The organism is Delftia sp. CH05 (assembly GCF_009827015.1).
In the GTDB taxonomy this organism is placed as follows: domain Bacteria; phylum Pseudomonadota; class Gammaproteobacteria; order Burkholderiales; family Burkholderiaceae_C; genus Comamonas; species Comamonas tsuruhatensis.
Genome location: NZ_WUMG01000045.1, coordinates 1 through 20,935 on the forward strand (window position 1 = coordinate 1; position 20,935 = coordinate 20,935).

A 20,935-nucleotide genomic window follows, 5' to 3' on the forward strand; every position below is an offset into this window, starting at 1 on the left:
CACGCGCTCTGGGCCTGAAGCCCATTAACACTCCCGTCTGCAGCCCGCAGAGCAACGGCATGGCCGAGAGCTTCGTCAACACCTTCAAGCGCGACTATGTGGCGCGCATGGACCTGAGTGACGCGCAGACGGTACTGGCGCAACTGCCAGCGGCCTTCGAGCACTTCAACGAGGTGCATCCGCATTCTTCGCTGAAAATGCGGTCGCCTCGGGAGTTCAGGCGGCAACACGCTGCAGGGGCTGACCAGCTGCTTTATTGCGAATAGGGTGGGGTCGGGAATACGGGGGCGACATCACCCGATACGCCTTCAGCGATTCAGGTGTTCCCTGCAGCCTTTCGCGCCGATGACGATGCCGGTCAGAGATTCTTCGGCGTGTGTCATGGGCTCTGCACCCAGAGTGCCAATCTGCAGGATGACGTTGCGCCGCATTCCAGAGCCGGTATTCATGCCTCCGCCATGAAGCACCTTCGGGTGGATCGCCACGATCTGGCCTGGGTCACACTGCACGGTGACGGTGTCGGCCGGATCGGGAGTGGGCCAGGTGCCACTCACCTTCTGCTGCTGCGCCTCCTGGTCGGAGATGCGATGAGTGCCCGCATCAAAGCAGGTGGCACCGCTCTCCACCGACATGCCATCCAGGCAGATCATCAGACGAACAAAGCTGGAATCCCTGGTGCAGAAATACCCATTGGGATAATCGCGGTGCCAGGAGATTGACCGTCCGAATCCGGGATTCTTGATGGTCACGTTCATGAAATGGACCACTGCCTCGTCCACGCCAAGAAGCGTCGTTGCCGCCGAGACAAGCGCGGCATCGTGAAGTGTCTCTGCGAAGACTTCATCAAAGCGGGCGGGATCTCCAACAATGAAGATCGAGTTTCCGGTAAGGGCACCATCCAAGCCGGCGCGCTTGCTGGCCGGCAGATCTTTCTCGTACACCAACAGCTCGTCCAGCGCCGGATCCAGTGTCCTGGCCTGCACATGGCGCTGGATGGCTTCAACAGATGCCACCAAGCTGTCGAGAAGGCCCTTCTCCATGGGTCTTGGCCAGATGACAAATCCCTGCTGTTCAAACATCCCCAGTGCATCGGCAAGCATCGAAAAATTCCTCCACCCTTTTTTTGTGAAGCGCCATTTCACCCTGTTGCGACAGAAAAAGAGATGTATCGCAGTCTGAAAATCAGCATGCCAAGGCCGAAGCCGCCATTTGCGCCACAGCCATTGCAGCGCCAGGATCGTCACCGTCTTCCATGCTCCAGACGGCAGACAGCCCCGACCAGGCCAGCACCCATTGCAACAGGCGCCTGTGCTCAATGCCCGAGACTTCGGCAATGGTGGCCATGCGGCGCGCAAAGCGCCCCGGCGCCAGTGCGCTGGCGGGGTCGGGATTGCTCAGGATGTTGGCGTAGTCGAAGCCGCGCTCGCCATGCAGGCCCTTGGGGTCGATGGCCAGCCAGCCCAGGGGGCCGAAGTCCAGCACATTGCCGTGGTGAAGGTCGCCATGCAGCACGGCCACGTCGCGCGCACGGGCAGCAACACACCGCGCGGAGTGGACAGGGGCTGGCCATCGATGGTCAGAGCCCAGCGGCTCAGATACGGCGCATGGAGAGACATTTTTTCCAACAGGCGATCAGGGAGCCGCAGCTTGCCCCCGCAGCCGTGGCAGGGCCAGCCACTGCCCGTCGATGGCGCGGATGCGCAGCCGGTGCTCGAACACGGCCTCCAGCGCCGCATGCGTGGCCGCGTCGGCGCAGGCCCCCTGGTGCACCACTTGCCCCTTGTCGAGAATGACCAGGTCCTGGGCCTGCAAGGCCATCGATATCTCATGCAGCACGCTGACCACGGTGCGGCCCTGGGCGACCAGGGCCTGCACGCATTCGAGCCAGTCGGCCTGGTGCGGCGGGTCGAGGTTGGCCAGGGGTTCGTCCATCAGCAGCACATGGGCCTGCACGGCCAGGGCGCGCGCCAGCAGCACGCGCTGGCGCTCCCCGCCCGAGAGACTGCCCACGCTGCGCATGCGCCAGTCCCAGCCCTGGGTCTGGCGCAGCGCCTGCTCCACGGCGGCATGGTCTGCCTGGCTGGGCGCAGCCAGCCAGCCCTGGTGCGGCAGGCGGCCCAGCATGACCACGTCATGGACCCGCATGTCGCCGGCCACGGGCTGGTTCTGGCCCAGCCAGGCGAGCGAGCAGGCCCGTTCGCGCGCACTCCATTGCCGCAGCGGGCGGCCCAGGAGCTCCACCGCCCCTTGCACGCCAGCGCCGGACTCCATGCCTGCCAGGGCGCGCAGCAGCGTGGATTTGCCTGCGCCATTGGGGCCGACGATGGCGGTCCAGCGGCCGGCGGGCAGGGCCAGGCTCAGGCCGCCCAGGACCTGTCGATCGCCCAGGCGAACCTTCAGGGCGCGCGCTTGCAGGGCGGGGGCCGTCATGCGCCCTCCCCGCCGCGCAGGGCGTGGCGGCGGTGCATGAGCCACAGCAGGTAGCTGCCGCCCAGCAAGGCCGTGAGCGCGCCCACGGGCAGCTCCTGCGGGGCGATGAGCCAGCGCGCCAGCAGGTCGGCGGCCAGCAGCAGCACGGCGCCCATGCCCGCGCTGAGCACCAGCAGCCAGCGGTGCATGGACCGCACCATGGAGCGCACCAGATGCGGCGCGGCCAGGCCGACGAAGGCGATCAGCCCGGTCTGCGCCACGGCCGTGCCCGTGGCCAGCGCCAGCAGCAAGATGAGCACCATGCGCAGCGGCGCCAGCGGCAGGCCCAGGCTGTGGGCCGTGGCCTCGCCCAGGGACAGGCCGTCGAGCACGCGGCCCAGGCACCAGGCGCCCAGGGCGGTGGCCAGCAGCACGGCCAGCATCAGCGCGCAGGCGCCCCAGCCGATGAAGGAGGTGCTGCCCAGCATAAAGGCCTGCATGGCCTGCATGATGTCCGGGTTCATCAGCAGCACCAGCGATGCGGCCGCGCCCAGCACCACCCCCACCACCACACCGGCCAGCAGCAGGCGCATGGTGTTGTGCACGCCCTGGGCCAGCACCAGGGTCAGCAGCACGGCCAGGGCCGCGCCCGCAAAGGCCGCGCCCGTGACGCCCAGGCGCGCCAGGCCCGCGAGTGCAAAGGGCGAGGCGCCCAGCGCCGCCATGCTCAATGCAACGCCCAGCGAGGCGCCCGAGGCGCTGCCCAGCAGATAGGGATCGGCCAGCGGGTTGCGGAACACGCCCTGGGCAATGGCCCCGGCCAGCCCCAGCAGGCCGCCGGCCAGCCAGGCGCCCGCCGTGCGCGGCAGCCGGATCTCGGTGACGATCTGCCAAGACAGCGGATCGCTGCGCGCGGCCCACACGCTTTCCCAGCCCGTGCTGCCCACGCCCGCGCCCAGCAGCATGAGCAGGGCACTCACGGCCAGCAGGGCCAGTGCCATCCACGGCGCAGCCAGGCCGCTGTGGTGCCTGCGGGCCTGCCTCACCGTGCGGCCCCGTTCAGGCAGCGCGCCATCAGCGCAGCGCCCTCGGCCATGCGCGGGCCGGCGCGCACCAGCACGTCCAGCTCGGCCGGCACAAAGCGGCAGACGCGCCCGGCCTGCATGGCACGCAGGCGGCCCCAGCCCGGATAGGGCTCGCCCGATGTGCCCAGGCTGCGGTCGCCGCCCAGGATGAAGTCCGGATCGGCGCGCACCACGAATTCAGGGTTGATGCGCGGGAACGGCCCCAGCTGCGCACCCACGATGTTGCGCATGCCCAGGCGCGCCAGGGTCTCGCCGATGAACGAAGACTCGCCTGCGGCAAAGGGGCCGCGGTTGACCTCGAAGTACACGGTCTGCCCGCGCAGCGCGGGGGCCATGCTGCGCTCCACCTCCTGCATGCGCGCCTCGATGGCGGACCAGACACGGTCGGCCCCCTGCCCGGGCGGCAGGTCCAGCAACTGGCCCACGGTGCGCAGCACGGCCTGCGCATCGGCATGGGTGCGCGGCTCCAGCGCCACGACCTTGAGGCCCAATGCCTGCAGCCGCGCCACCGAGCGCGAGGCCATGGACACCAGCACCAGATCGGGCTTGAGCGCGACGATGGCCTCGATGTTGGGATCGATTCCGCCGCCCATCACGGGCAGGGTCTTCACATGGGCCGGCCAGTTCGAATAGCGGTCCACGCCGACCAGGCGCTGGCAGCCGCCCAGCTCGCACACGGTCTCGGTCAGCGAGGGCAGCAGGCTAACGATGCGCTGCGGCGGCTGTGGCAGCTCCACCGGAACGCCCCGCCCGTCCGTGACCCGGATGGCAGCCTGCGCCGCAGACAGCGCCAGTGCCAACGCCAGGCCCCACAGGGCGGGACGCCATGGCCTCACGGCTGCGGGCCCTTGAGCGCCAACGGCAGGCCGGCGCACATCAGCGTGACGGTTTCGCAGCTTTGCGCCGCACGCTGGTTGAGCACACCCAGCGCATCGACGAAGGCGCGCACCTGCGATCCCAGCGGAATCACGCCCAGGCCGATCTCGTTGCCGACCAGGATCACCGGGCCGGGCGCGCCCTGCAAGGCGTCAAGAAAGGCCGTGCATTGGCCCGACCATCCGCGCGCCAGTTCCTCGGAAGGCTGGGCCGGCATCATCCAGTTGGTCAGCCACAGCGTCAGGCAGTCCACCACCAGCAGGCGCTGCGGCGTGCTGTGCCGCGCAAGCATGGCGGCCAGGTCCAGCGGCTCCTCAAGCGTGGCCATGCCGGGCACGCGCTCGGCGCGGTCGCGCCGGTGGCGGGCGATGCGCTCGCGCATTTCGTCGTCCCAGGGCTGGCCGGTGGCGATCAGCGCGGCCTCGCGGTCCGGTGCGCCATCGAGCCAGGCGCGGGCCAGCAATTCGGCGCGGCGCGACTTGCCGCTTTTCTGGCCGCCCACAATGAGCTGGCTGCGGGGAAGCGAAACGGTGGAGATGGGCTCGATCATCACGCGGTCCCCGGGGGAATGTCGGCGCCCAGCAGCGCGGCCACGGCACGCGGCTGCGAGGCAAACCAGGCATGGAAATAGCTGGCATGCACGCTGCCGTGGCGGTACAGCGCCTCGCCCCGGTCGGGATGGGCGTCCTGTCCCGGACGGCTGCTGCGCCCGGCCTCGGTCATGGATGTCTCCAGCCGGCTGTAGTGAAAGGTGTGGCCGCGCAGCAGGCCCCAGGGCGTGGGCAGCTGCAGCATGCCCAGTCCCGCCAGGCGCGGCTGCATGCAGGCATGGCCGGGCAACAGGCCCCAGAGGTCCGTGGTCCGGCCCGCGGTGTCGGTCAGTCGCTCGCACAGCGCCAGCATACCGCCGCACTCGGCCCAGACCGGGCGGCCGGCAGCCACGTGGCCGGCGATGTCGCCGCGCAGCGCGGCATTGGCGGCCAGAGCATCCAGGTGCAGCTCGGGATAGCCCCCGGGCAGCCACAGCGCATCGCAATCCGGCAGGCGCTCGCCGGCCAGCGGCGAGAAAAACGTCAGCCGCGCACCCATGGCACGCAGGCAGTCGAGGTTGGCCGCATAGATGAAGCTGAAGGCCGCATCGCGCGCCACGGCCACGGTGCGGCCCGCCAGCCAGGGCTGCACCTGCTCGGTGCGTTCGGCAGGCAGCTCAAAATCCACGGACCAGTCCTGCCAGCTGGCGCCCTGCCCCGGCCCGGCCTGCCAGGGCAACTGGCCCAGCGGCGTAGCCTGCAGCGCATCGGCGGCCACGTCCAGGCGCACCAGCGCATCGTCCAGTTCATGTGCGGCGACCAGGCCCAGGTGTCTTTCGGGCAGCAGCGAGGCGGCGCCCTTGCCCTGCACGCGCGCCAGCGCGCCCAGCCACAGCGAGGGATCGCGCAGGCCGGCACGCAGCAGATCGGCATGGTGGGCGCTGCCCACGCGGTTGGCCAGCAGGCCGGCCCAGCGCAGGCCCGGCCGATAGTGCTGCAGGCCATGGGCCAGCGCGCCAAAGGTGCCGGCCATGCCCGAGGCGTCGATGACGGCCAGTACCGGCAGGCCCAGCCGCTCGGCCACATCGGCCGCGCAGGGCGTGCCGTCGAACAGCCCCATGACGCCTTCCACCAGGATGAGATCGGCCTCGCAGGCGGCTGCGTGCAGGCGTGCACGCATGTCGGACTCGCCCGTCATCCACAGATCTACGCTGTGCACGGACGCGCCGCTGGCCAGTTCATGCCAGTGCGGATCCAGGAAGTCGGGGCCGCACTTGAACACGCGCACGCGCCGGCCCTGGCGCGCATGCAGCCGCGCCAGCGCAGCCGTCAGCGTGGTCTTGCCCTGGCCCGAAGCCGTGGAAGTGATCAGCAGCGCCGGGCAGCGTGCCCCGCCCTGGCCAAGGTCAATGTTCATGTGTTCGCTCCGCGCGGCGCATTGTAGTGCGCGCCCGCACCGCGGCCGCAACCAATGCTTACGCAATACATCCCGCCGAAGCAGACGAGTCCTACAGATGGCGCTACGATTTTGTGAGACAGTCTGGCGCTCGCTCTCCAATACCCGAGCAAGGCGCTGACGTCAAGCCGTGTACGCCTGCCTGTTACCAGGTTTCCTCGGATACTTCCACGGAATGTGCTCACTTCGTTCGCACGTCCTACAATCTCAGCGTCTATGACCTCCCAGACTTCCCTCGACCACATTGCAGAGCGCGTGGAGCGCCTGCTGGTTCGCCACGAGGAACTGCAACGCACCAATGCGCTGCTCGCCGAGCAGGTGGCGGCCCTGACCCAGGAGCGTGATTCGCTGCGCTCGCGGCTCAACGCCGCCCGGGCCCGCGTCGATGCCCTGATCGAGCGCCTGCCCTCCAACCAGGGGGCCTGACCCCTTCGCAACCGCCGACGCCCCGAACGCCCATGAAGCAGATCGAAGTGCAAATCCTGCAGCAAAGCTATGTGCTGACCTGCCCCGATGGCCAGGAAGAGCGTCTGCTCGAAGCCGTGCGCCGTGTGGACACGGCCATGACCCGCATCCGCGACAGCGGCAAGGTCCGCTCCCGCGAGCGCGTGGCCGTGCTGTCCGCGCTGAACATGGCCTTCGACGTGCTGGACCGCGAAGCCCAGGAAAGCGCCATGGCCACGGCCCAGGCCGAGATGCAGTCCCTGCATGACGAGGCCGCTTCCCAGCACAACGCCCCATCCCAGCCGCCCGAGCCCAGCCCCGAGGAGCTGGCCGAGCGTGCGCGCCAGCAGGCCCTTGCCGAGCAACTGGTGCTGCGCCTGGACCAGGCCCTGGAGGGCGATGCGCGGCTGATCTGAGCCTGGGCCGCCGCTGCCTTTCCTTGCCCCGCACGACAGCCTCTTCGGAGGCTGTTTTCATTGCATCGCCCATGTCAATGAAAAGCCCATGCCGTTCAAAGAACTTGATCGCGGGCCTGATCAACGGCCTTAGAATGGAGGCGTCTGCAAACCCGCCGGGCTTTATAGTTCCTTGGACCAATGCTCTATGAGCCCGGGCTTGGTACATTGCCATTCGAGCGTGATCGTCTCGCGTCAGATGAACCCAACGTCTGGCTGCCCTTGCCCCCCTGAACCCCGGTTCAGGATGACGGCCCAGTGGTCTTTGCAGACACCTGATTCCAACCCGGCGCACCTCCACGGTGCGCCGGGTTTTTTGTTGCCCGCCCCTCCACTACCGATCTGCCGCCGCATGCCTGATCTGCTGTTTCTCGAACTGGCCCTGCTGGGCCTGTGCTCCGGTTTCCTGGCCGGCCTGCTGGGAGTGGGCGGCGGCATGGTGCTTGTGCCGTTTCTGACCTACTTTCTCGACAAGCGTGGCGTCGGCCCGGACCTGTCCGTGAAGATGGCGATCGCCACGGCCATGGCCACCATCGTGTTCACCTCGATCTCCAGCCTGCGCGCCCACCACGGTCGCGGCGCCGTGCGCTGGGACATCGTGCGCAGCCTGGCGCCGGGCATCATCACGGGCGGGCTGCTGGCCAGCCTGGGAGTCTTCGCACTGCTGCGTGGCAAGTACCTGGCGCTGTTCTTTGGCGTGTTCATCGGCTACATGGCGCTGCGCATGCTGCGCAGCAACAGCCAGCCCACGGCCACGCGCGCCCTGCCGGGACCGCTGGGGCTGTACGGTGCGGGTACGGGCCTGGGCTTCATCTCGGGGCTGGTGGGTGCGGGCGGGGCCTTCATCAGCGTGCCCTTCATGATGCGCTGCTCGGTGCCCATGCACATGGCCGTGGGCACCAGCGCGGCGCTGGGGTTTCCGATTGCCGTGGTGAATGCGGCGGGCCTGATCTTCACCGGCGCGGGTGACGCGGGGCGCCCCGAATACTCGCTGGGCTACCTGTGGCTGCCGGCCCTGCTGGCACTGGCCTGCTGCAGCGTGCTGACCGCGCCGCTGGGCGCGCGGGCCGCGCACCGGCTGCCCGTGGCCCAGCTCAAGCGGATCTTCGCCACGCTGCTGTTCGGCCTGGCGGCCTACATGCTCTGGAAGGGCTTGAGCGCGGGCAGCTGAGCGCTTGCCACCTGGGCCATTCTCTGCCGGTAGGCGATGGCGCCAATGCCGGCGCGCTGGGCCTGCAGGCATTCGCCGAATTGCTCGCGCGGCAGGCCCGGCGCGCACAGAAAGCCCTGGAAGTAGTGGCCCTGCATGCGGTGGATGGCCGTCAGCTGCTCGTGCGTTTCCACGCCCTCGGCCACGATCTCCACGCCCAGCGCCAGCCCCAGGCTGATGATGGCGCCAACGATGGCCTGGTCGCCCTCGTCGCTGGGCAGGCCGCGCACGAAGCTCTGGTCGATCTTGATCTTGGAGATGGGCAGCTTCTTCAGATAGGCCAGGTTGGAATAGCCGGTGCCGAAGTCGTCGATGACCATGCCCACGCCCAGATCGGCGATCTGGCATACGCGCAGCGCCATGTCCTGTGCATCCTGCAGCAGGATGCTTTCGGTCAGCTCCAGCTCCAGCAGATGGGGTTCCAGGCCATAGCGGCGCAGCAGCTCGGTCACGCGCTCGACAAAGCCCGACTGGCGAAATTCCAGCGCCGAGACGTTGACCGACACCTTGATCGGCATGCCCTGCTTCTGCCAGCGCGCAGCCTCCTGCACCGCCTGCTCCATGACCCAGGCGCCCAGCGTGACGATGTAGCCCGACTCCTCGGCCAGCGGGATGAAGACACCGGGCGAGACCACGCCGAATTCGGGGTCGGTCCAGCGCAGCAGCGCCTCGGCCGCGACGATGCGGTCGCTGTCGATGTGCACCTGGGGCTGGAAGTACACGGCCATGCGGCCATGCTCCAGCGCCTGGCGCATGGCATGCTCCAGCTTCATGCGCGACAGCAGGCCCGCGCTCATTTGCGGCTGGTAGAAGCTGAAATGGCCCCGGCCCCGCTCCTTGACGCGGTACATGGCCGTGTCGGCCTGGCGGATCAGCTCGTCCAGCGTGAGGCCGTCGGCCGGGTACTGGGCCACGCCGATGCTGCACTGCACGGAAAAACCCAGGCCGTCGAGCAGGAAGGGCCGCTCCATCTCCTGCAGGATGCGCCTGGCCACCGCGGCAGCCAGCTCGGCGTTGCAGCCGTGCAGGTAGAGCACGAACTCGTCGCCGCCCAGGCGGCACAGGATGTCTACCGGCCGCATGCAGTCGCTCAGGCGCTGCGCGACCAGCTTGAGCACTCGGTCGCCGAACTGGTGGCCCAGCGAGTCGTTGATGATCTTGAAGCGGTCCAGGTCGATGAACAGGATGCTGAACACCGTGCCGCCTGCGCGTGCGGCCTCGATGGCCGCATCCACGCGCTCCGTGAGATTGAGCCGGTTGGGCAGGCCGGTGAGCGCGTCGCTGTAGGCCAGCTGTTCGATGCGCTGCTGTGCCACGCGCTGCTGGGTGAGGTCGCGCATGAAGCCGATGCTCTGCACCACGTCGCCCTGCGCATTGCGCAGCGGCACCCAGGACAGGCGCACGGCGCAGCGCGCACCGCCGGCCTGGCGCAGCCAAAGGTCGCCCTCCCAGAAGCCGCCTTGATGCCACTGTATGCGGGCCAGGTCGCCCAGCGTGTCGGATGGGTCTTCGGTGGCTTCGAACAGCGATTCCACCGTGCGGCCCTGCACGGGCATGCCGCCCAGCAAGCGTTCGCAGGCCGGGTTGGTGCGTGCCACGTCCATGTGGTCATCGGCGATGAAGATGCCGTCCAGGCTGGACTCGAAGACCCGCGCAGCCAGTTCCAGGCCCGCCTGGGTCTGGGCCTCGGCCGTGATGTCGCGGAAGGAGAAAATGCGCCCCATGGGCAGGCCCCGGCGCAGCTGGGGCACGGCGCGGCGCTCCAGAATGCGGCCGTCGCGCAGGTCCAGTACGTCGGACGCTTCCATCAGGGGCTGGGCCGACAGCAGCTTCAACTGCTGCGCGTAGGACTCGGCATCGCGCACCTGGCCGGCCAGGTGATCGAGGATGGCCGCGTCGTTGCGGCGCACCAGCAACGCCTCGGGAATGCCCCAGAGCGTGGCGAATCGGTGGTTGAAGGCGCGGATACGGCCATCGGGATCGCACACCAGGATGGCGTCGGCCGCCGACTCCAGCGTGGCGCGCAACTCGCCCAGCAGGCTTTCGAATTCGGCCTCGTGCAGCGCCTGCTCGCGCCGGTCCAGCATGCTGACCAGGAGCACCTCGCCGTCGAGCGCGCGCACGCGCATCTCCACGGGCGCCAGCTGGCCGTCGGCACGGCGCACCTCGGAAATGAACTGGGCGCCGGCCTGCCAGTTGAAGGGGTCGCTCCAGAACGCCTGCTGCTGCGGCGTGGCGGCCAGCACCTGCACGGGCAGTCCCACGGCGGCATCGGTCTCATAGCCGGTGACGGATTCGCTGGCGGCGTTGGCGCGCAGCACCTTCAGGCTGCGGGCATCGATCAGCCACAGCGCCTCCTGCAGTGCATCGAGCAGGCGGGGCCAGGCGCGGTTGAGCGCTTGCTTGTTCAAGACGCCACCTTCGGCGGATCCAATTCCACCGCCCGTTCAAAGTAATAGCAGACACGCCGGCGCGGCGACAGATAGTCCAGCGCGTCGCGCGGCAACTGCGCAGGAGCCACGCCCCGGCGTATGCCCAGCGCGGGAAACAGCTCCAGCGCCAGCACGGGCGCCTGGGCGGCCGGCACGCTGGCGTCATGGACCATCACCGAAGGCTTGAGCGGCCGCGATGCATTGACGGACATGACCATGGCATGGCGCCCATCGGTCAGCTCCACCACCGAACCTGGCGGGAACACGCCCATCATGCGGATGAAGCCATTGAGCACGGGCGCGGCGAACTTGTCGCGCAGCCGGCTGAACAGCATGGACAGCGCCTCGTGCGGCGTGTGCGGCGTCTGCGCATCGCCGGGATTGCACAGGCGGTCATAGGTGTTGACCAGGGCCAGGATCTGGCCCGTGAGCTCCATGTCCTCGGCCACCAGGCTCAGCGGGAATCCCGTGCCGTCGGCCCACTCATGGTGCTGTGCGATGGCGGTGGTGACCTGGGCCGACAGGCCCATGCGCATGGCGATGGCCACCGATTCACCCACATGGCGCTCGTAGCGGTCGCGCAGCGCGTCGGGCACGGAAGACTCCAGGGCCAGGCCGTGCATGCCTTCGGCGCCGGCCACCGGCTTGCCGGCATCGTGCAGCAGCGCCGCCAGGCCCAGGTCGCGCAGCAGCGCAGCCTCCAGGCCCAGGGCCCGGCCCAGCAGCAGGCCGAGCACGGTCACGTTGACGGCGTGCACGCTCTGGTTGCTGCCCACGCCATCGGACAGGAGGTGAATCGCCACGTCCTGCGGGCCGGCCAGTTCGGCCAGGCAGCCGTCGACCAGGGCTTCGGTGGGCATGCGCGCCTGCTCGGGCGCGCTGGCAAGGGTGGTTTCGATGGCCACATAGCCACGCTCCACCTTCTGAAAGCGCGCATTGCAGTCCTCCAGCCGGCCGCGCCAGTTGGGCACGGACAGCAGCAGCGGCGCTGCGGGTGCAGGTTCCTCGGCGGGTTCGGCTGCAGCGGCCGCCACAGCGGGCAGCGGCTGCGGCGGCGGAGTGCGCACCTCGGCCGGCCAGGCGTCGCTTTTGTGCGGAACGCAGCGCACCGCCTCCAGGCCCAGGGATTTCAGGGTCTGGATCTGTGCGCTGGAGGTGATCTTGAAGCTGCTGACCGGAAAGGGATGGTTCAGCCATCCAACATCGAGCTGGACAAACATGCCCGGACGGAGGTCTCGGATATCGATGAGGACGGAATGGTTCACGCGCGGCAACGGCCCCGAGGCTGAAGGAATCGGCAAATGTAAGCCGATGATTCGGGCATTATCTCCAGTTCTGAGGGCCTTGCAGGCAATCCGCGACCCTCAGGACCAAGTCTGTCCCCCGCTGTTGTTCATCGGCACCAGAGACTGGGCTTGTAGATCAGGTCCATCCACAGCGCCCATACGGCCACGCCCACCAGCATCAGGCCGGCCAGCCGCGTGCCCCATTCGGCACGCAGGCCGTTCAGGCGCTGGCGGCCCAGCCGCCACAGCCAGGGGCCGGCCACCAGCCACAGCCCGCTGCCCACGCCAAAGGCCGCCATGGCCGATGCGCCCTGCAAGGGGCCACCGCTGAGCGCGGCGACCAGCACGGCCGAATACAGCAGTCCGCAGGGCATGAGCGCCCAGGCATAGCCCGCCGCCAGCGTGCCGCCAGGGGCGGACACCCAGGGCTGCACGCGCCGCCAGGCGGCGCGGCCCGCAGACTCCAGCCAGGCGGGCTGGCGGGCCTGCACCATCATGGCCAGGCCCCAGGCCATCACGGCGACATGGGTCAGCGTCCAGAACGGCTGCAGCGCCGTGGTCTGGCTGGTGAGCCAGGACAGGCTTTCCATGGCCAGCGCCGAGGCAGCGCCCAGGCTGGCATAGCCGGCCAGCCGCCCGCTATGGAACAGCGCCGTGCGCAGCCACAGCCGGCTTTGCAGTCCATGGACGGCGACCACCTGCCCACCACCCTGTACCGTGCCCTGCCCCGCCCCGCCCGTGACCACGCCGCAGGGCGCGGCGCACATGGCAAGGCAATGGGGCCCGCCGACGAGCCCCATGATCAAAGCGGTCCAGAGCAGCGACAACAGCATGGGGCCTAGATGATCCTCGAAAACCGCGCCCGGTTCTTGTCGGCCTGCAGATATCGGTCAAACAGCATGGCCACGCCACGCACGAAGTACCAGCCCATGGGCGTGACCTGGAATCCCTCGTCGCTGATCTGCACCAGCCCCTTGGCCTGCAGGTCCTGAAGCGCCGCCAGCTCGGGGGCGAAGTACTCGCGAAAGCCCAGCAGCCAGGCCTGCTCCATGGGCTCGAACAGCACGGCGCCCTGGCACATGATGGCCATGATGACGGCGCGCCGCACCAGATCATCGCGCGACAGTGCCAGGCCGCGCACCACGGGCAGGTGGCCGGCGTCGATGGCGTCGTAGTACTCCTCCAGCGTCTTGGCGTTCTGGCTGTAGCTGGCCCCCACCTTGCCGATGGCCGACACGCCCAGCGCAATCAGGTCGCAGTCGGGCTGGGTGCTGTAGCCCTGGAAGTTGCGATGCAGCCGGCCCTGGCGCTTGGCCACGGCCAGCGCGTCCTCGGGCAAGGCGAAGTGGTCCATGCCGACGTAGACATAGCCGCCGTCCATGAAGGCCGCGATGGAGCGCGAGAGCATGGCCAGCTTGTCGGCGCCCTGGGGCAGGTCCTCGGCCGCGATGCGCCGCTGCGGCTTGAAGCGCTCGGGCAGGTGGGCATAGGCATAGAGCGCGATGCGGTCGGGCCGCAGCGCATTGACCTGGGCCAGCGTGCGCTCGAAGGACTCGGGCGTCTGCTTGGGCAGGCCGTAGATCAGGTCCACGTTGATGGAGGCAAAGCCCAGCTGCCGTGCCGCTGCCACCAGCGCGAACACCTGCTCGGCCGGCTGCACGCGGTGCACGGCGATCTGCACCTGTTCGTCGAAGTCCTGCACGCCGAAGCTCAGGCGGTTGAAGCCCAGTTCCTTGAGCACGGCCAGGCGTTCGACGCTGACGGTGCGCGGATCGACCTCGATGGAGTATTCGCCGCCCGGCTCCAGCTTGAAATGCTCGCGCAGCAGGGCCATCAGCGTGCGCAGTTCATCGTCCGAGAAGAAGGTGGGCGTGCCGCCGCCCAGGTGCAGCTGGCTGACGGCCTGGCCCTTGCCGCAATGGGCCGTGTGCAAGGCCATCTCGCGCGCCAGGTAGTCCAGGTAGACGGCCGCGCGATCGTGGTGGCGCGTCACGATCTTGTTGCAGGCGCAGTAGTAGCACAGCGACTCGCAGAACGGCACATGCACATACAGCGACAAAGGCATGGCCCGCGCTGCGGTACTCGATTTGCGGTGCTCAAGTGCCAGGATATAGTCTTCAGCACCGAAAGCCTCCACGAAACGATCGGCCGTGGGGAACGAGGTGTATCGGGGCCCCGGTACGTCGAAGCGACGCAGCAGCTCTGGGGTGACAGCGGTCATGGGTTTTTTCCTCTAATGTCGTCCACTGTGCCGCAGCCCATTGGCCGCGTCCTTGACTCATATCAAGAGTTGTTCGCGGCAGTGCTGCGACAATTTGATCCAACTCATCGCCATCCACGAGGTCACCGCCGGCGCACTGCTGCGCCGCTGATGTTTACTCCATGAACCTTCAGACCATCAAAGCATCCTGTTCCAATTGCAACCTGCGCGAGCTGTGCATGCCCATGGGCCTGGATGCCGAGCAGATGCAGCGCATCGACGACATCGTGGCCACGCGCCGCAAGGTCAAGCGCGGCGGCCTGCTGTTTCGCAACGGTGAGTCCTTCACCTCGCTGTACGCCATCCGCACGGGCTTCTTCAAGACCTGCGTGGCCACCGAGGACGGGCGCGACCAGGTCACGGGCTTTCAGATGGCCGGCGAGATCATCGGCCTGGATGGCATCGTCAACGACCACCACACCTGCGATGCGGTCGCGCTGGAAGACGCCGAGGTCTGCGTCATGCCCTTCGACAAGCTGGAGGACCTGTCGCGCGAGGTCACGGCCCTGCAAAACCATGTGCACAAGGTCATGAGCCGCGAGATCGTGCGCGAGCATGGCGTGATGCTGCTGCTGGGCAGCATGCGTGCCGAGGAGCGCCTGGCCGCCTTCGTGCTCAACCTGGTGCAGCGCCTGCACGCCCGGGGCTTTTCCAAGTCGGAACTGGTGCTGCGCATGACGCGCGAGGAAATCGGCAGCTACCTTGGCCTGAAGCTGGAGACGGTGAGCCGCACCTTCTCGAAGTTTGCCGAAGAAAACATCATCGAGGTGCGCCAGCGCCATCTGCGCATCCTGGACACGGACGCGCTCAAGCGCATCGTCAACAGCCAGCAGTGCCAGTGAGGCCGCAAGGCCCCGCCCCCCGGCAATGAACAAGGCCCGCTGTCGCGGGCCTTGTTCATTGCCATTGCAGTGCACGCAGGTTCAATCGCGCCCCAGGCCCTGCATGGCCAGATTTGGGTCCGGCTCGGAGACCACGCCGTCGTTGAGATCGTGCGTGGAGCGTCCCAGCATGGTGGTCATGAGGCTGGACAGCATGGTCACGCCCCAGAAGGCGAAGAAGGCCAGCGTGTAGATTCCCTGCCGCGACCAGCCCAGGTCGCCGAGCCAGTGCAGCTCCAGCGGGTCCACGAAGGCGAATACCAGCATCTCCATCACGGCGGCGGCCAGAAAGGCCGGCCAGGCAATCCACATCCAGCGTTGGGCCAACATCAGCGATCTCCTTGAGCTGTCGAGGGGTGGCTTTCATTGTGCGCGCCGCCCGCGCACCGTGCCAAGCCCTGCGCACCCTGCACTGCCTGTAGGAAACCCTTGGCCCTCGCGCATGCTGGAGATGCCATCCACCATGCAAAAAGGCCGCGACTGCGGCCTTGTGCACGGCATTTTCCTGCCTTCAGCGGTCCGTGGGATGGTCCTGCGCGGGCGTGGCCGCGTGGTTGCGGCCGGTGACCGCGGGCGCCAGGCTCTTGGGCACTTCGCGCACGCCATCGGCACGCTCGTTGATGGTGATGCCATTGCGGTAATAGTCAGGATCGATCACGGGATCGGCGCCATTGATCGCAATGACGGCCGTGACCACGCCAGCCACCACGACGGCGGCCGGGCCGGCCACCACGAGCCAGACATGGGCGAACTTCCACCAGGGCTTGCCGGCGTCCGGATGCGAAGGGGCCGTGGCGGGCGCGGAGACTGCGGGACTGGAAGACATGGATAACCTCTTTCTTTCAAACAGCCGGCGCAGCCTGGGCGGTGCCGGCCAGACATATCACCGGGGCACCAGGAAGACGGCCTTTTCGGACGCGCGTCCCGCGCCTGAATGCACGGCATCGATATCGAAGAATACGGTGTGCGAGCCCGGCTCGGCGGAACCGTAGGGAATCTGCAGCCGCGCCGCAATGCCGCGCGTCTCGGCCGGGCCGACCTCGACCTCCTGCTCGGACGCCAGCTCCAGCCCGTCGAGGCCATGGGCGCTGATGCGGTAGCGCTGGGCCTGCTCGGTGGCATTCATGATCTGCAGGCGGTAGACATTTTCCAGCTTGCCGCCCGCGACGATGCGCGACAGCGACGCCCGGTCGCGTATCACGTCGACCTTGACCGACTGGCGCAGCGCCAGGCTCACGATCATGGCCATGCTCAGGCCGATCAGCACGGCCGAGTAGACCAGCACGCGCGGACGGAAGATGCGGCGCAGCACCTGGGCCCGCCGCCACAGGCCGGCCATGGCGTTCTGCGTGGTCAGCCGGATGAGGCCGCGCGGATACTCCATCTTGTCCATGATGGAATTGCAGGCGTCTATGCACAGACCGCAGCCTATGCATTCGTACTGCAGGCCGTTGCGGATGTCGATGCCCACGGGGCAGACCTGCACGCACATCTTGCAGTCGATACAGTCGCCCAGGCCCTGGGCCTTGTAGTCCACCTTCTTGGTGCGAGGCGCGCGCGGCTCGCCCCGGCCCGTGTCGTAGCTGACGATCATGGTGTCGCGGTCGAACATGGCGCTCTGAAAGCGCGCATAGGGGCACATGTACTTGCAGACCTGCTCGCGCATGTAGCCGGCGTTGCCATAGGTGGCGAAGCCGTAGAACAGCACCCAGAAGACCTGCCAGCTGCCCTGCAGCGCCAGCAGCTCGCCGCCCAGCTCGCGGATGGGCACGAAGTAGCCCACGAAGGTGAAGCCGGTCCACAGGGCAATGGCAATCCACAGCAACTGCTTGAGCGACTTCTTCCAGAGCTTTTCAAAAGTCCAGCCGTTCTTGTCCAGGCGCATGCGCGCGCTGCGGTCGCCCTCGACCTTGCGCTCCACCCACATGAAGATTTCGGTGTAGACCGTCTGCGGGCAGGAAAAGCCGCACCACAGGCGACCGGCCACGGCCGTGAACAGGAACAGCGCCAGCGCCGAGATGATCAGCAGGCCCGCCAGGTAGATGAAATCCTGCGGGTACAGCACCAGCCCGAACAGGTAAAAGCGCCGCGCACCCAGGTCGAACAGCACCATCTGGCGCTGCCCCCATTCCAGCCAGGGCAGGCCATAGAAAACCAGTTGGGTGAGAAACACCAGAGCCCATCGCCAGCGTGCGAAGACACCGCTGATGGAGCGCGGGTAGACCTTCTTCTCGGACTCGAACATCGACACCAGCTGGCCCGGGTCCGGGTCGGCAGGCGTGATCGGAATGACTTTGCGGGGAGGCTTCCCGGCATCATCCCCGTTCTCGGGCTTCATGGTGGGTTCCTTGGTTTTTTGGAATATCTGAAAACTCAAAAGGCAAAAAGGCGGCGCCGCAGCGCCGCCCCCTGTCCTTATTGACGGACTGCGCCGTCTTTGTGCGACATGCCCCAGACATAGGAGGCAAGCACCGCGATCTGCGCCTCGGTCAGCTTGTCCTTCTGGGCAGGCATCTCGTTGTGCTTGCCGTTGTTGATCATGGCCGTGATGGCGCCCTCGCCCCAGCCGTGCAGCCAGATGTCATCGGTCAGGTTGGGCGCGCCCAGGGCCTGGTTGCCCTTGCCGTCCATGCCATGGCAGGCGGCGCAGGCCGTGAACTTGGACTTGCCCAGCGAAGCCTTGAGCGAGTCGTGCGGGCTGCCCGACAGGCTCAGCACATAGTGCGAGAGGTTGCGCACATCATCGGGCGTGCCGACGGCAGCGGCCATGGGCGGCATGATGCCGATGCGGCCCGCCGTGATGGTTTCCCTGATCTTGTCGGGCGTGCCGCCATGCAGCCAGTCGCCATCGGTCAGGTTGGGGAAGCTCTTGCCGCCGCGTGCATCCGAGCCGTGGCACTGCGCGCAGTTGTTCATGAACAGGCGCTCGCCGATGGCCATGGCCTGGGGGTCCTTGGCCATGTCTTCGGTGCTCATGCTCGTGAACTTGGCGTACAACGGCTCCAGGTCCGCGCGGGCCTTGGCCATCTCGTTTTCATAGGCGCCCAGCTGCGTCCAGCCCAGCTTGCCCGCGAACGAGCCCAGGCCCGGATAGGCCGCCAGGTAGGCGAAGCCGAACACCGAGGTGATGATGAACAGCCACATCCACCACTTGGGCATGGGGTTGTTCAGCTCGCGCAGGTCCTCGTCCCAGACGTGGCCCGTGGTGTTGTCGGCCGAGGGGACCACCTTCTTGCGTGCGGTGAGATACAGCAGCAGCAGGCAGCCGATGATGCCGCCCAGCGTGATCGCCGTGACATAGATCGACCAGAAGTTGTTTACGAAATCGCTCATGGGAAGTTCTCGTTCTGGTGGAGGGACTCAGTCTTGCTCGAACGGCAGCTGGGCGGCCTCTTCGAAACGGGCCTGGTTGCGGCGGGCGAACGCCCACCACCAGATACCGATGAAGCAGGCCAGAGAGGCCAGCGTGGCCACGATGCGCATGGTGGTGATGTCCATGTCGCTCTCCTTTACTTGACCGAACGGCCCAGCACCTGCAGGTAGGCGATGACGGCGTCCATTTCCGTCTTGCCCTTGACCTGCTCGGCGGCGCCGCTGATTTCCTCGTCGCTGTAGGGCACGCCCACCTTGCGCAGCGCGCTCATGTGCTGGGCGACCACGGTGTCATCCACCTTGTTCTTCTCCAGCCAGGAGTAGGCAGGCATGTTGGACTCGGGCACCACGTCGCGCGGGTTGTTCAGGTGGATGCGGTGCCATTCGTCGCTGTACTTGCCGCCCACGCGGTGCAGGTCGGGACCCGTGCGCTTGGAACCCCACTGGAAGGGGTGGTCGTAGACGAACTCGCCAGCCACCGAGTAGTGGCCGTAGCGCATGGTCTCGGCGCGGAAGGGGCGGATCATCTGCGAGTGGCAGTTGTAGCAGCCCTCGCGCAGGTAGACGTCGCGGCCCATCAGCTGCAGCGGCGTGTAGGGCTTGAGGCCCGCCACCGCTTCCGTGGTCGACTTCTGGAAGAACAGCGGAACGATTTCCACCAGGCCGCCGACGGCGACCACCAGCAGGGTCAGCACGATCAGCAGGAAATTGTTGGTTTCCACCTTCTCGTGGGAAAAGCTCTTGGGAGCGCTATGGTTGTGATCGGACATGAGTAATGCTCCTAGACGCTCAGGCGTGGGCCACGACGGCAGGCACGGCCACCTTCACGGAACGGCCGGAGATCGCGGTCTTCCAGGTGTTCCACAGCATGACCAGCATGCCACCCAGGTACAGCAGGCCACCGGCCACGCGGATCACGTAGAACGGATAGCTGGCCTTGACGCTTTCGACGAAGGTGTAGGTCAGCGTGCCATCGGGATTGACGGCGCGCCACATCAGGCCCTGCATCACACCGGCGATCCACATCGCGGCGATGTACAGCACGATGCCGATGGTGGCCATCCAGAAGTGCAGCTCGATGGCGCCCACCGAGTGCATCTTGGTCTTGCCGAACAGGCGCGGGATCAGGTAGTACAGCGAGCCCATGGTGATCAGGCCCACCCAGCCCAGGGCGCCCGAGTGAACGTGGCCCACGGTCCAGTCCGTGTAGTGCGACAGCGCGTTGACGGTCTTGATGGACATCATCGGACCTTCGAACGTGGACATGCCGTAGAACGACAGCGACACGATCAGGAAGCGCAGGATGGGGTCGTCGCGCAGCTTGTGCCATGCGCCCGACAGCGTCATCACGCCGTTGATCATGCCGCCCCAGCTGGGAGCCAGCAGGATCAGCGAGAACACCATGCCCACGGACTGCGTCCAGTCGGGCAGCGCGGTGTAGTGCAGGTGGTGAGGACCCGCCCACATGTAGGTGAAGATCAGCGCCCAGAAGTGGACGATGGACAGGCGGTAGCTGTAGACTGGACGGCCAGCCTGCTTGGGAATGAAGTAATACATCATGCCCAGGAAGCCTGCGGTCAGGAAGAAGCCCACGGCGTTATGGCCGTACCACCACTGCACCATGGCGTCCTGCACGCCGGCGTAAGCCGAGTAGCTCTTCATCCAGCCGGCCGGAATGGCCGCGCTGTTGACGATGTGCAGCAGCGCCACGGCGATGATGAAGGCGCCGAAGAACCAGTTGGCAACATAGATGTGACGGACCTTGCGGATGCCGATGGTTCCGAAGAACACGATGGCATACGAGACCCAGGTCACGGCGATCAGCAGGTCGATCGGCCACTCCAGCTCGGCGTACTCCTTGCCCTGGGTGTAGCCCAGCGGCAGGCTGATCGCGGCGGCGAGAATGACGATCTGCCAGCCCCAGAAGGTCAGGCTGGCCAGCTTGGGCATGAACAGCCGCGTCTGGCAGGTGCGCTGCACCACGTAGTAGCTGGTTGCGAACAGCGCCGATCCGCCAAAGGCAAAGATCACGGCGTTCGTGTGCAGCGGACGCAGGCGTCCGTAGCTCAGCCATGGAATGCCGAAGTTGAGTTCCGGCCAGGCCAGCTGCGAGGCGATCAACACCCCGACAGCCATGCCCACCACTCCCCAGACGACGGCCATGATAGAGAACTGCCTTACGACGGTATCGTCGTAATAGACAGCGTTGTTATTTGAACTATCCATCGTGCACCCCTTA

The 20,935-nt window shown here is 67.1% G+C and carries 23 protein-coding genes; 5 read left to right on the top strand and 18 right to left on the bottom strand.

Annotation, left to right across the window (positions count from 1 at the left end; genetic code table 11):
* On the top strand, positions 1–266 hold a 266-nt coding region (locus tag GRX31_RS24715), incomplete at its 5' end, for an integrase core domain-containing protein (protein WP_160855370.1).
* A gap of 42 nt (positions 267–308) precedes the next feature.
* Here the strand turns inward: GRX31_RS24715 and GRX31_RS24720 are convergent.
* The 7 genes from GRX31_RS24720 to GRX31_RS24750 form a co-directional block, all read right to left on the bottom strand.
* Entirely contained in the window at positions 309–1,100 is a 792-nt protein-coding gene (locus GRX31_RS24720) for a phytanoyl-CoA dioxygenase family protein (protein ID WP_160855372.1), read from the bottom strand.
* An 82-nt stretch (positions 1,101–1,182) separates the two neighbouring features.
* Entirely contained in the window at positions 1,183–1,587 is a 405-nt protein-coding gene (locus tag GRX31_RS24725) for an aminoglycoside phosphotransferase family protein (RefSeq protein WP_442874097.1), read from the bottom strand.
* A 45-nt stretch (positions 1,588–1,632) separates the two neighbouring features.
* Complete coding sequence (locus GRX31_RS24730; protein ID WP_160855374.1) at positions 1,633–2,430, bottom strand: ABC transporter ATP-binding protein; 798 nt, start codon at positions 2,428–2,430, stop codon at positions 1,633–1,635.
* Positions 2,427–3,410: a FecCD family ABC transporter permease gene (locus GRX31_RS24735; protein ID WP_047217633.1), complete on the bottom strand. Its 984-nt coding sequence runs from the start codon at positions 3,408–3,410 to the stop codon at positions 2,427–2,429. Before GRX31_RS24735 ends, GRX31_RS24730 begins: the two co-directional genes overlap by 4 nt.
* A gap of 41 nt (positions 3,411–3,451) precedes the next feature.
* Positions 3,452–4,330, bottom strand: a complete 879-nt coding sequence (locus GRX31_RS24740; RefSeq protein ID WP_160855376.1) for a helical backbone metal receptor — start codon at positions 4,328–4,330, stop codon at positions 3,452–3,454.
* A complete protein-coding gene (locus GRX31_RS24745; protein WP_160855378.1) occupies positions 4,327–4,920 on the bottom strand; it encodes a bifunctional adenosylcobinamide kinase/adenosylcobinamide-phosphate guanylyltransferase in 594 nt (197 codons plus the stop codon). The genes GRX31_RS24740 and GRX31_RS24745 overlap by 4 nt, the downstream gene beginning before the upstream one ends.
* Positions 4,920–6,317 (bottom strand): cobyrinate a,c-diamide synthase, encoded by a 1,398-nt coding sequence (locus GRX31_RS24750; RefSeq protein ID WP_160855380.1) that lies wholly within the window; start codon positions 6,315–6,317, stop codon positions 4,920–4,922. The genes GRX31_RS24745 and GRX31_RS24750 overlap by 1 nt, the downstream gene beginning before the upstream one ends.
* A gap of 255 nt (positions 6,318–6,572) precedes the next feature.
* On the opposite strand from GRX31_RS24750, the gene GRX31_RS24755 reads away from it, so the two are divergent.
* From GRX31_RS24755 to GRX31_RS24765, 3 genes are all read left to right on the top strand, one after another.
* Entirely contained in the window at positions 6,573–6,782 is a 210-nt protein-coding gene (locus GRX31_RS24755; RefSeq protein ID WP_012204637.1) for a hypothetical protein, read from the top strand.
* Between the two features lie 32 nt (positions 6,783–6,814).
* Complete coding sequence (locus GRX31_RS24760) at positions 6,815–7,216, top strand: cell division protein ZapA (protein ID WP_016445211.1); 402 nt, start codon at positions 6,815–6,817, stop codon at positions 7,214–7,216.
* A 391-nt stretch (positions 7,217–7,607) separates the two neighbouring features.
* Entirely contained in the window at positions 7,608–8,426 is an 819-nt protein-coding gene (locus GRX31_RS24765) for a sulfite exporter TauE/SafE family protein (protein ID WP_016445210.1), read from the top strand.
* Here the strand turns inward: GRX31_RS24765 and GRX31_RS24770 are convergent.
* From GRX31_RS24770 to hemN, 4 genes are all read right to left on the bottom strand, one after another.
* Positions 8,390–10,876 carry a bifunctional diguanylate cyclase/phosphodiesterase gene (locus tag GRX31_RS24770; protein ID WP_016445209.1) on the bottom strand — a complete coding sequence of 829 codons (2,487 nt, stop codon included), beginning with the start codon at positions 10,874–10,876 and terminating at the stop codon, positions 8,390–8,392. The genes GRX31_RS24765 and GRX31_RS24770 overlap by 37 nt on opposite strands.
* Positions 10,873–12,117, bottom strand: coding sequence for an HD-GYP domain-containing protein (locus GRX31_RS24775; protein WP_016445208.1), 1,245 nt, complete (start codon positions 12,115–12,117; stop codon positions 10,873–10,875). The genes GRX31_RS24770 and GRX31_RS24775 overlap by 4 nt, the downstream gene beginning before the upstream one ends.
* A 173-nt stretch (positions 12,118–12,290) precedes the next feature.
* Positions 12,291–13,016, bottom strand: coding sequence for a sulfite exporter TauE/SafE family protein (locus GRX31_RS24780; RefSeq protein WP_016445207.1), 726 nt, complete (start codon positions 13,014–13,016; stop codon positions 12,291–12,293).
* Positions 13,017–13,021: 5 nt separating this feature from the next.
* Positions 13,022–14,404, bottom strand: coding sequence for an oxygen-independent coproporphyrinogen III oxidase (hemN, locus tag GRX31_RS24785; RefSeq protein WP_016445206.1), 1,383 nt, complete (start codon positions 14,402–14,404; stop codon positions 13,022–13,024).
* Positions 14,405–14,565: 161 nt separating this feature from the next.
* On the opposite strand from hemN, the gene fnr reads away from it, so the two are divergent.
* A complete protein-coding gene (gene fnr / locus GRX31_RS24790; RefSeq protein WP_016445205.1) occupies positions 14,566–15,285 on the top strand; it encodes a fumarate/nitrate reduction transcriptional regulator Fnr in 720 nt (239 codons plus the stop codon).
* Between the two features lie 81 nt (positions 15,286–15,366).
* On the opposite strand, the gene GRX31_RS24795 is transcribed toward fnr, so the two are convergent.
* From GRX31_RS24795 to ccoN, 7 genes are all read right to left on the bottom strand, one after another.
* Positions 15,367–15,654: a hypothetical protein gene (locus GRX31_RS24795; protein WP_016445204.1), complete on the bottom strand. Its 288-nt coding sequence runs from the start codon at positions 15,652–15,654 to the stop codon at positions 15,367–15,369.
* 181 nt (positions 15,655–15,835) lie between these two features.
* On the bottom strand, positions 15,836–16,150 hold the full coding sequence (locus GRX31_RS24800; protein WP_016445203.1) for a FixH family protein: 315 nt from the start codon (positions 16,148–16,150) through the stop codon (positions 15,836–15,838).
* Between the two features lie 57 nt (positions 16,151–16,207).
* Positions 16,208–17,662 (bottom strand): cytochrome c oxidase accessory protein CcoG, encoded by a 1,455-nt coding sequence (ccoG, locus tag GRX31_RS24805; protein WP_016445202.1) that lies wholly within the window; start codon positions 17,660–17,662, stop codon positions 16,208–16,210.
* A gap of 77 nt (positions 17,663–17,739) precedes the next feature.
* Complete coding sequence (gene ccoP / locus GRX31_RS24810; protein WP_160855382.1) at positions 17,740–18,657, bottom strand: cytochrome-c oxidase, cbb3-type subunit III; 918 nt, start codon at positions 18,655–18,657, stop codon at positions 17,740–17,742.
* A gap of 27 nt (positions 18,658–18,684) precedes the next feature.
* The gene (locus tag GRX31_RS24815; RefSeq protein ID WP_016445200.1) at positions 18,685–18,822 is read right to left on the bottom strand and encodes a cbb3-type cytochrome oxidase subunit 3; all 138 of its coding nucleotides are present in this window, start codon (positions 18,820–18,822) and stop codon (positions 18,685–18,687) included.
* Between the two features lie 11 nt (positions 18,823–18,833).
* Entirely contained in the window at positions 18,834–19,466 is a 633-nt protein-coding gene (gene ccoO, locus GRX31_RS24820) for a cytochrome-c oxidase, cbb3-type subunit II (protein WP_016445199.1), read from the bottom strand.
* 19 nt (positions 19,467–19,485) lie between these two features.
* Positions 19,486–20,922 (bottom strand): cytochrome-c oxidase, cbb3-type subunit I, encoded by a 1,437-nt coding sequence (gene ccoN / locus GRX31_RS24825; RefSeq protein ID WP_016445198.1) that lies wholly within the window; start codon positions 20,920–20,922, stop codon positions 19,486–19,488.
* Between the last annotated feature and the right edge of the window lie 13 nt (positions 20,923–20,935).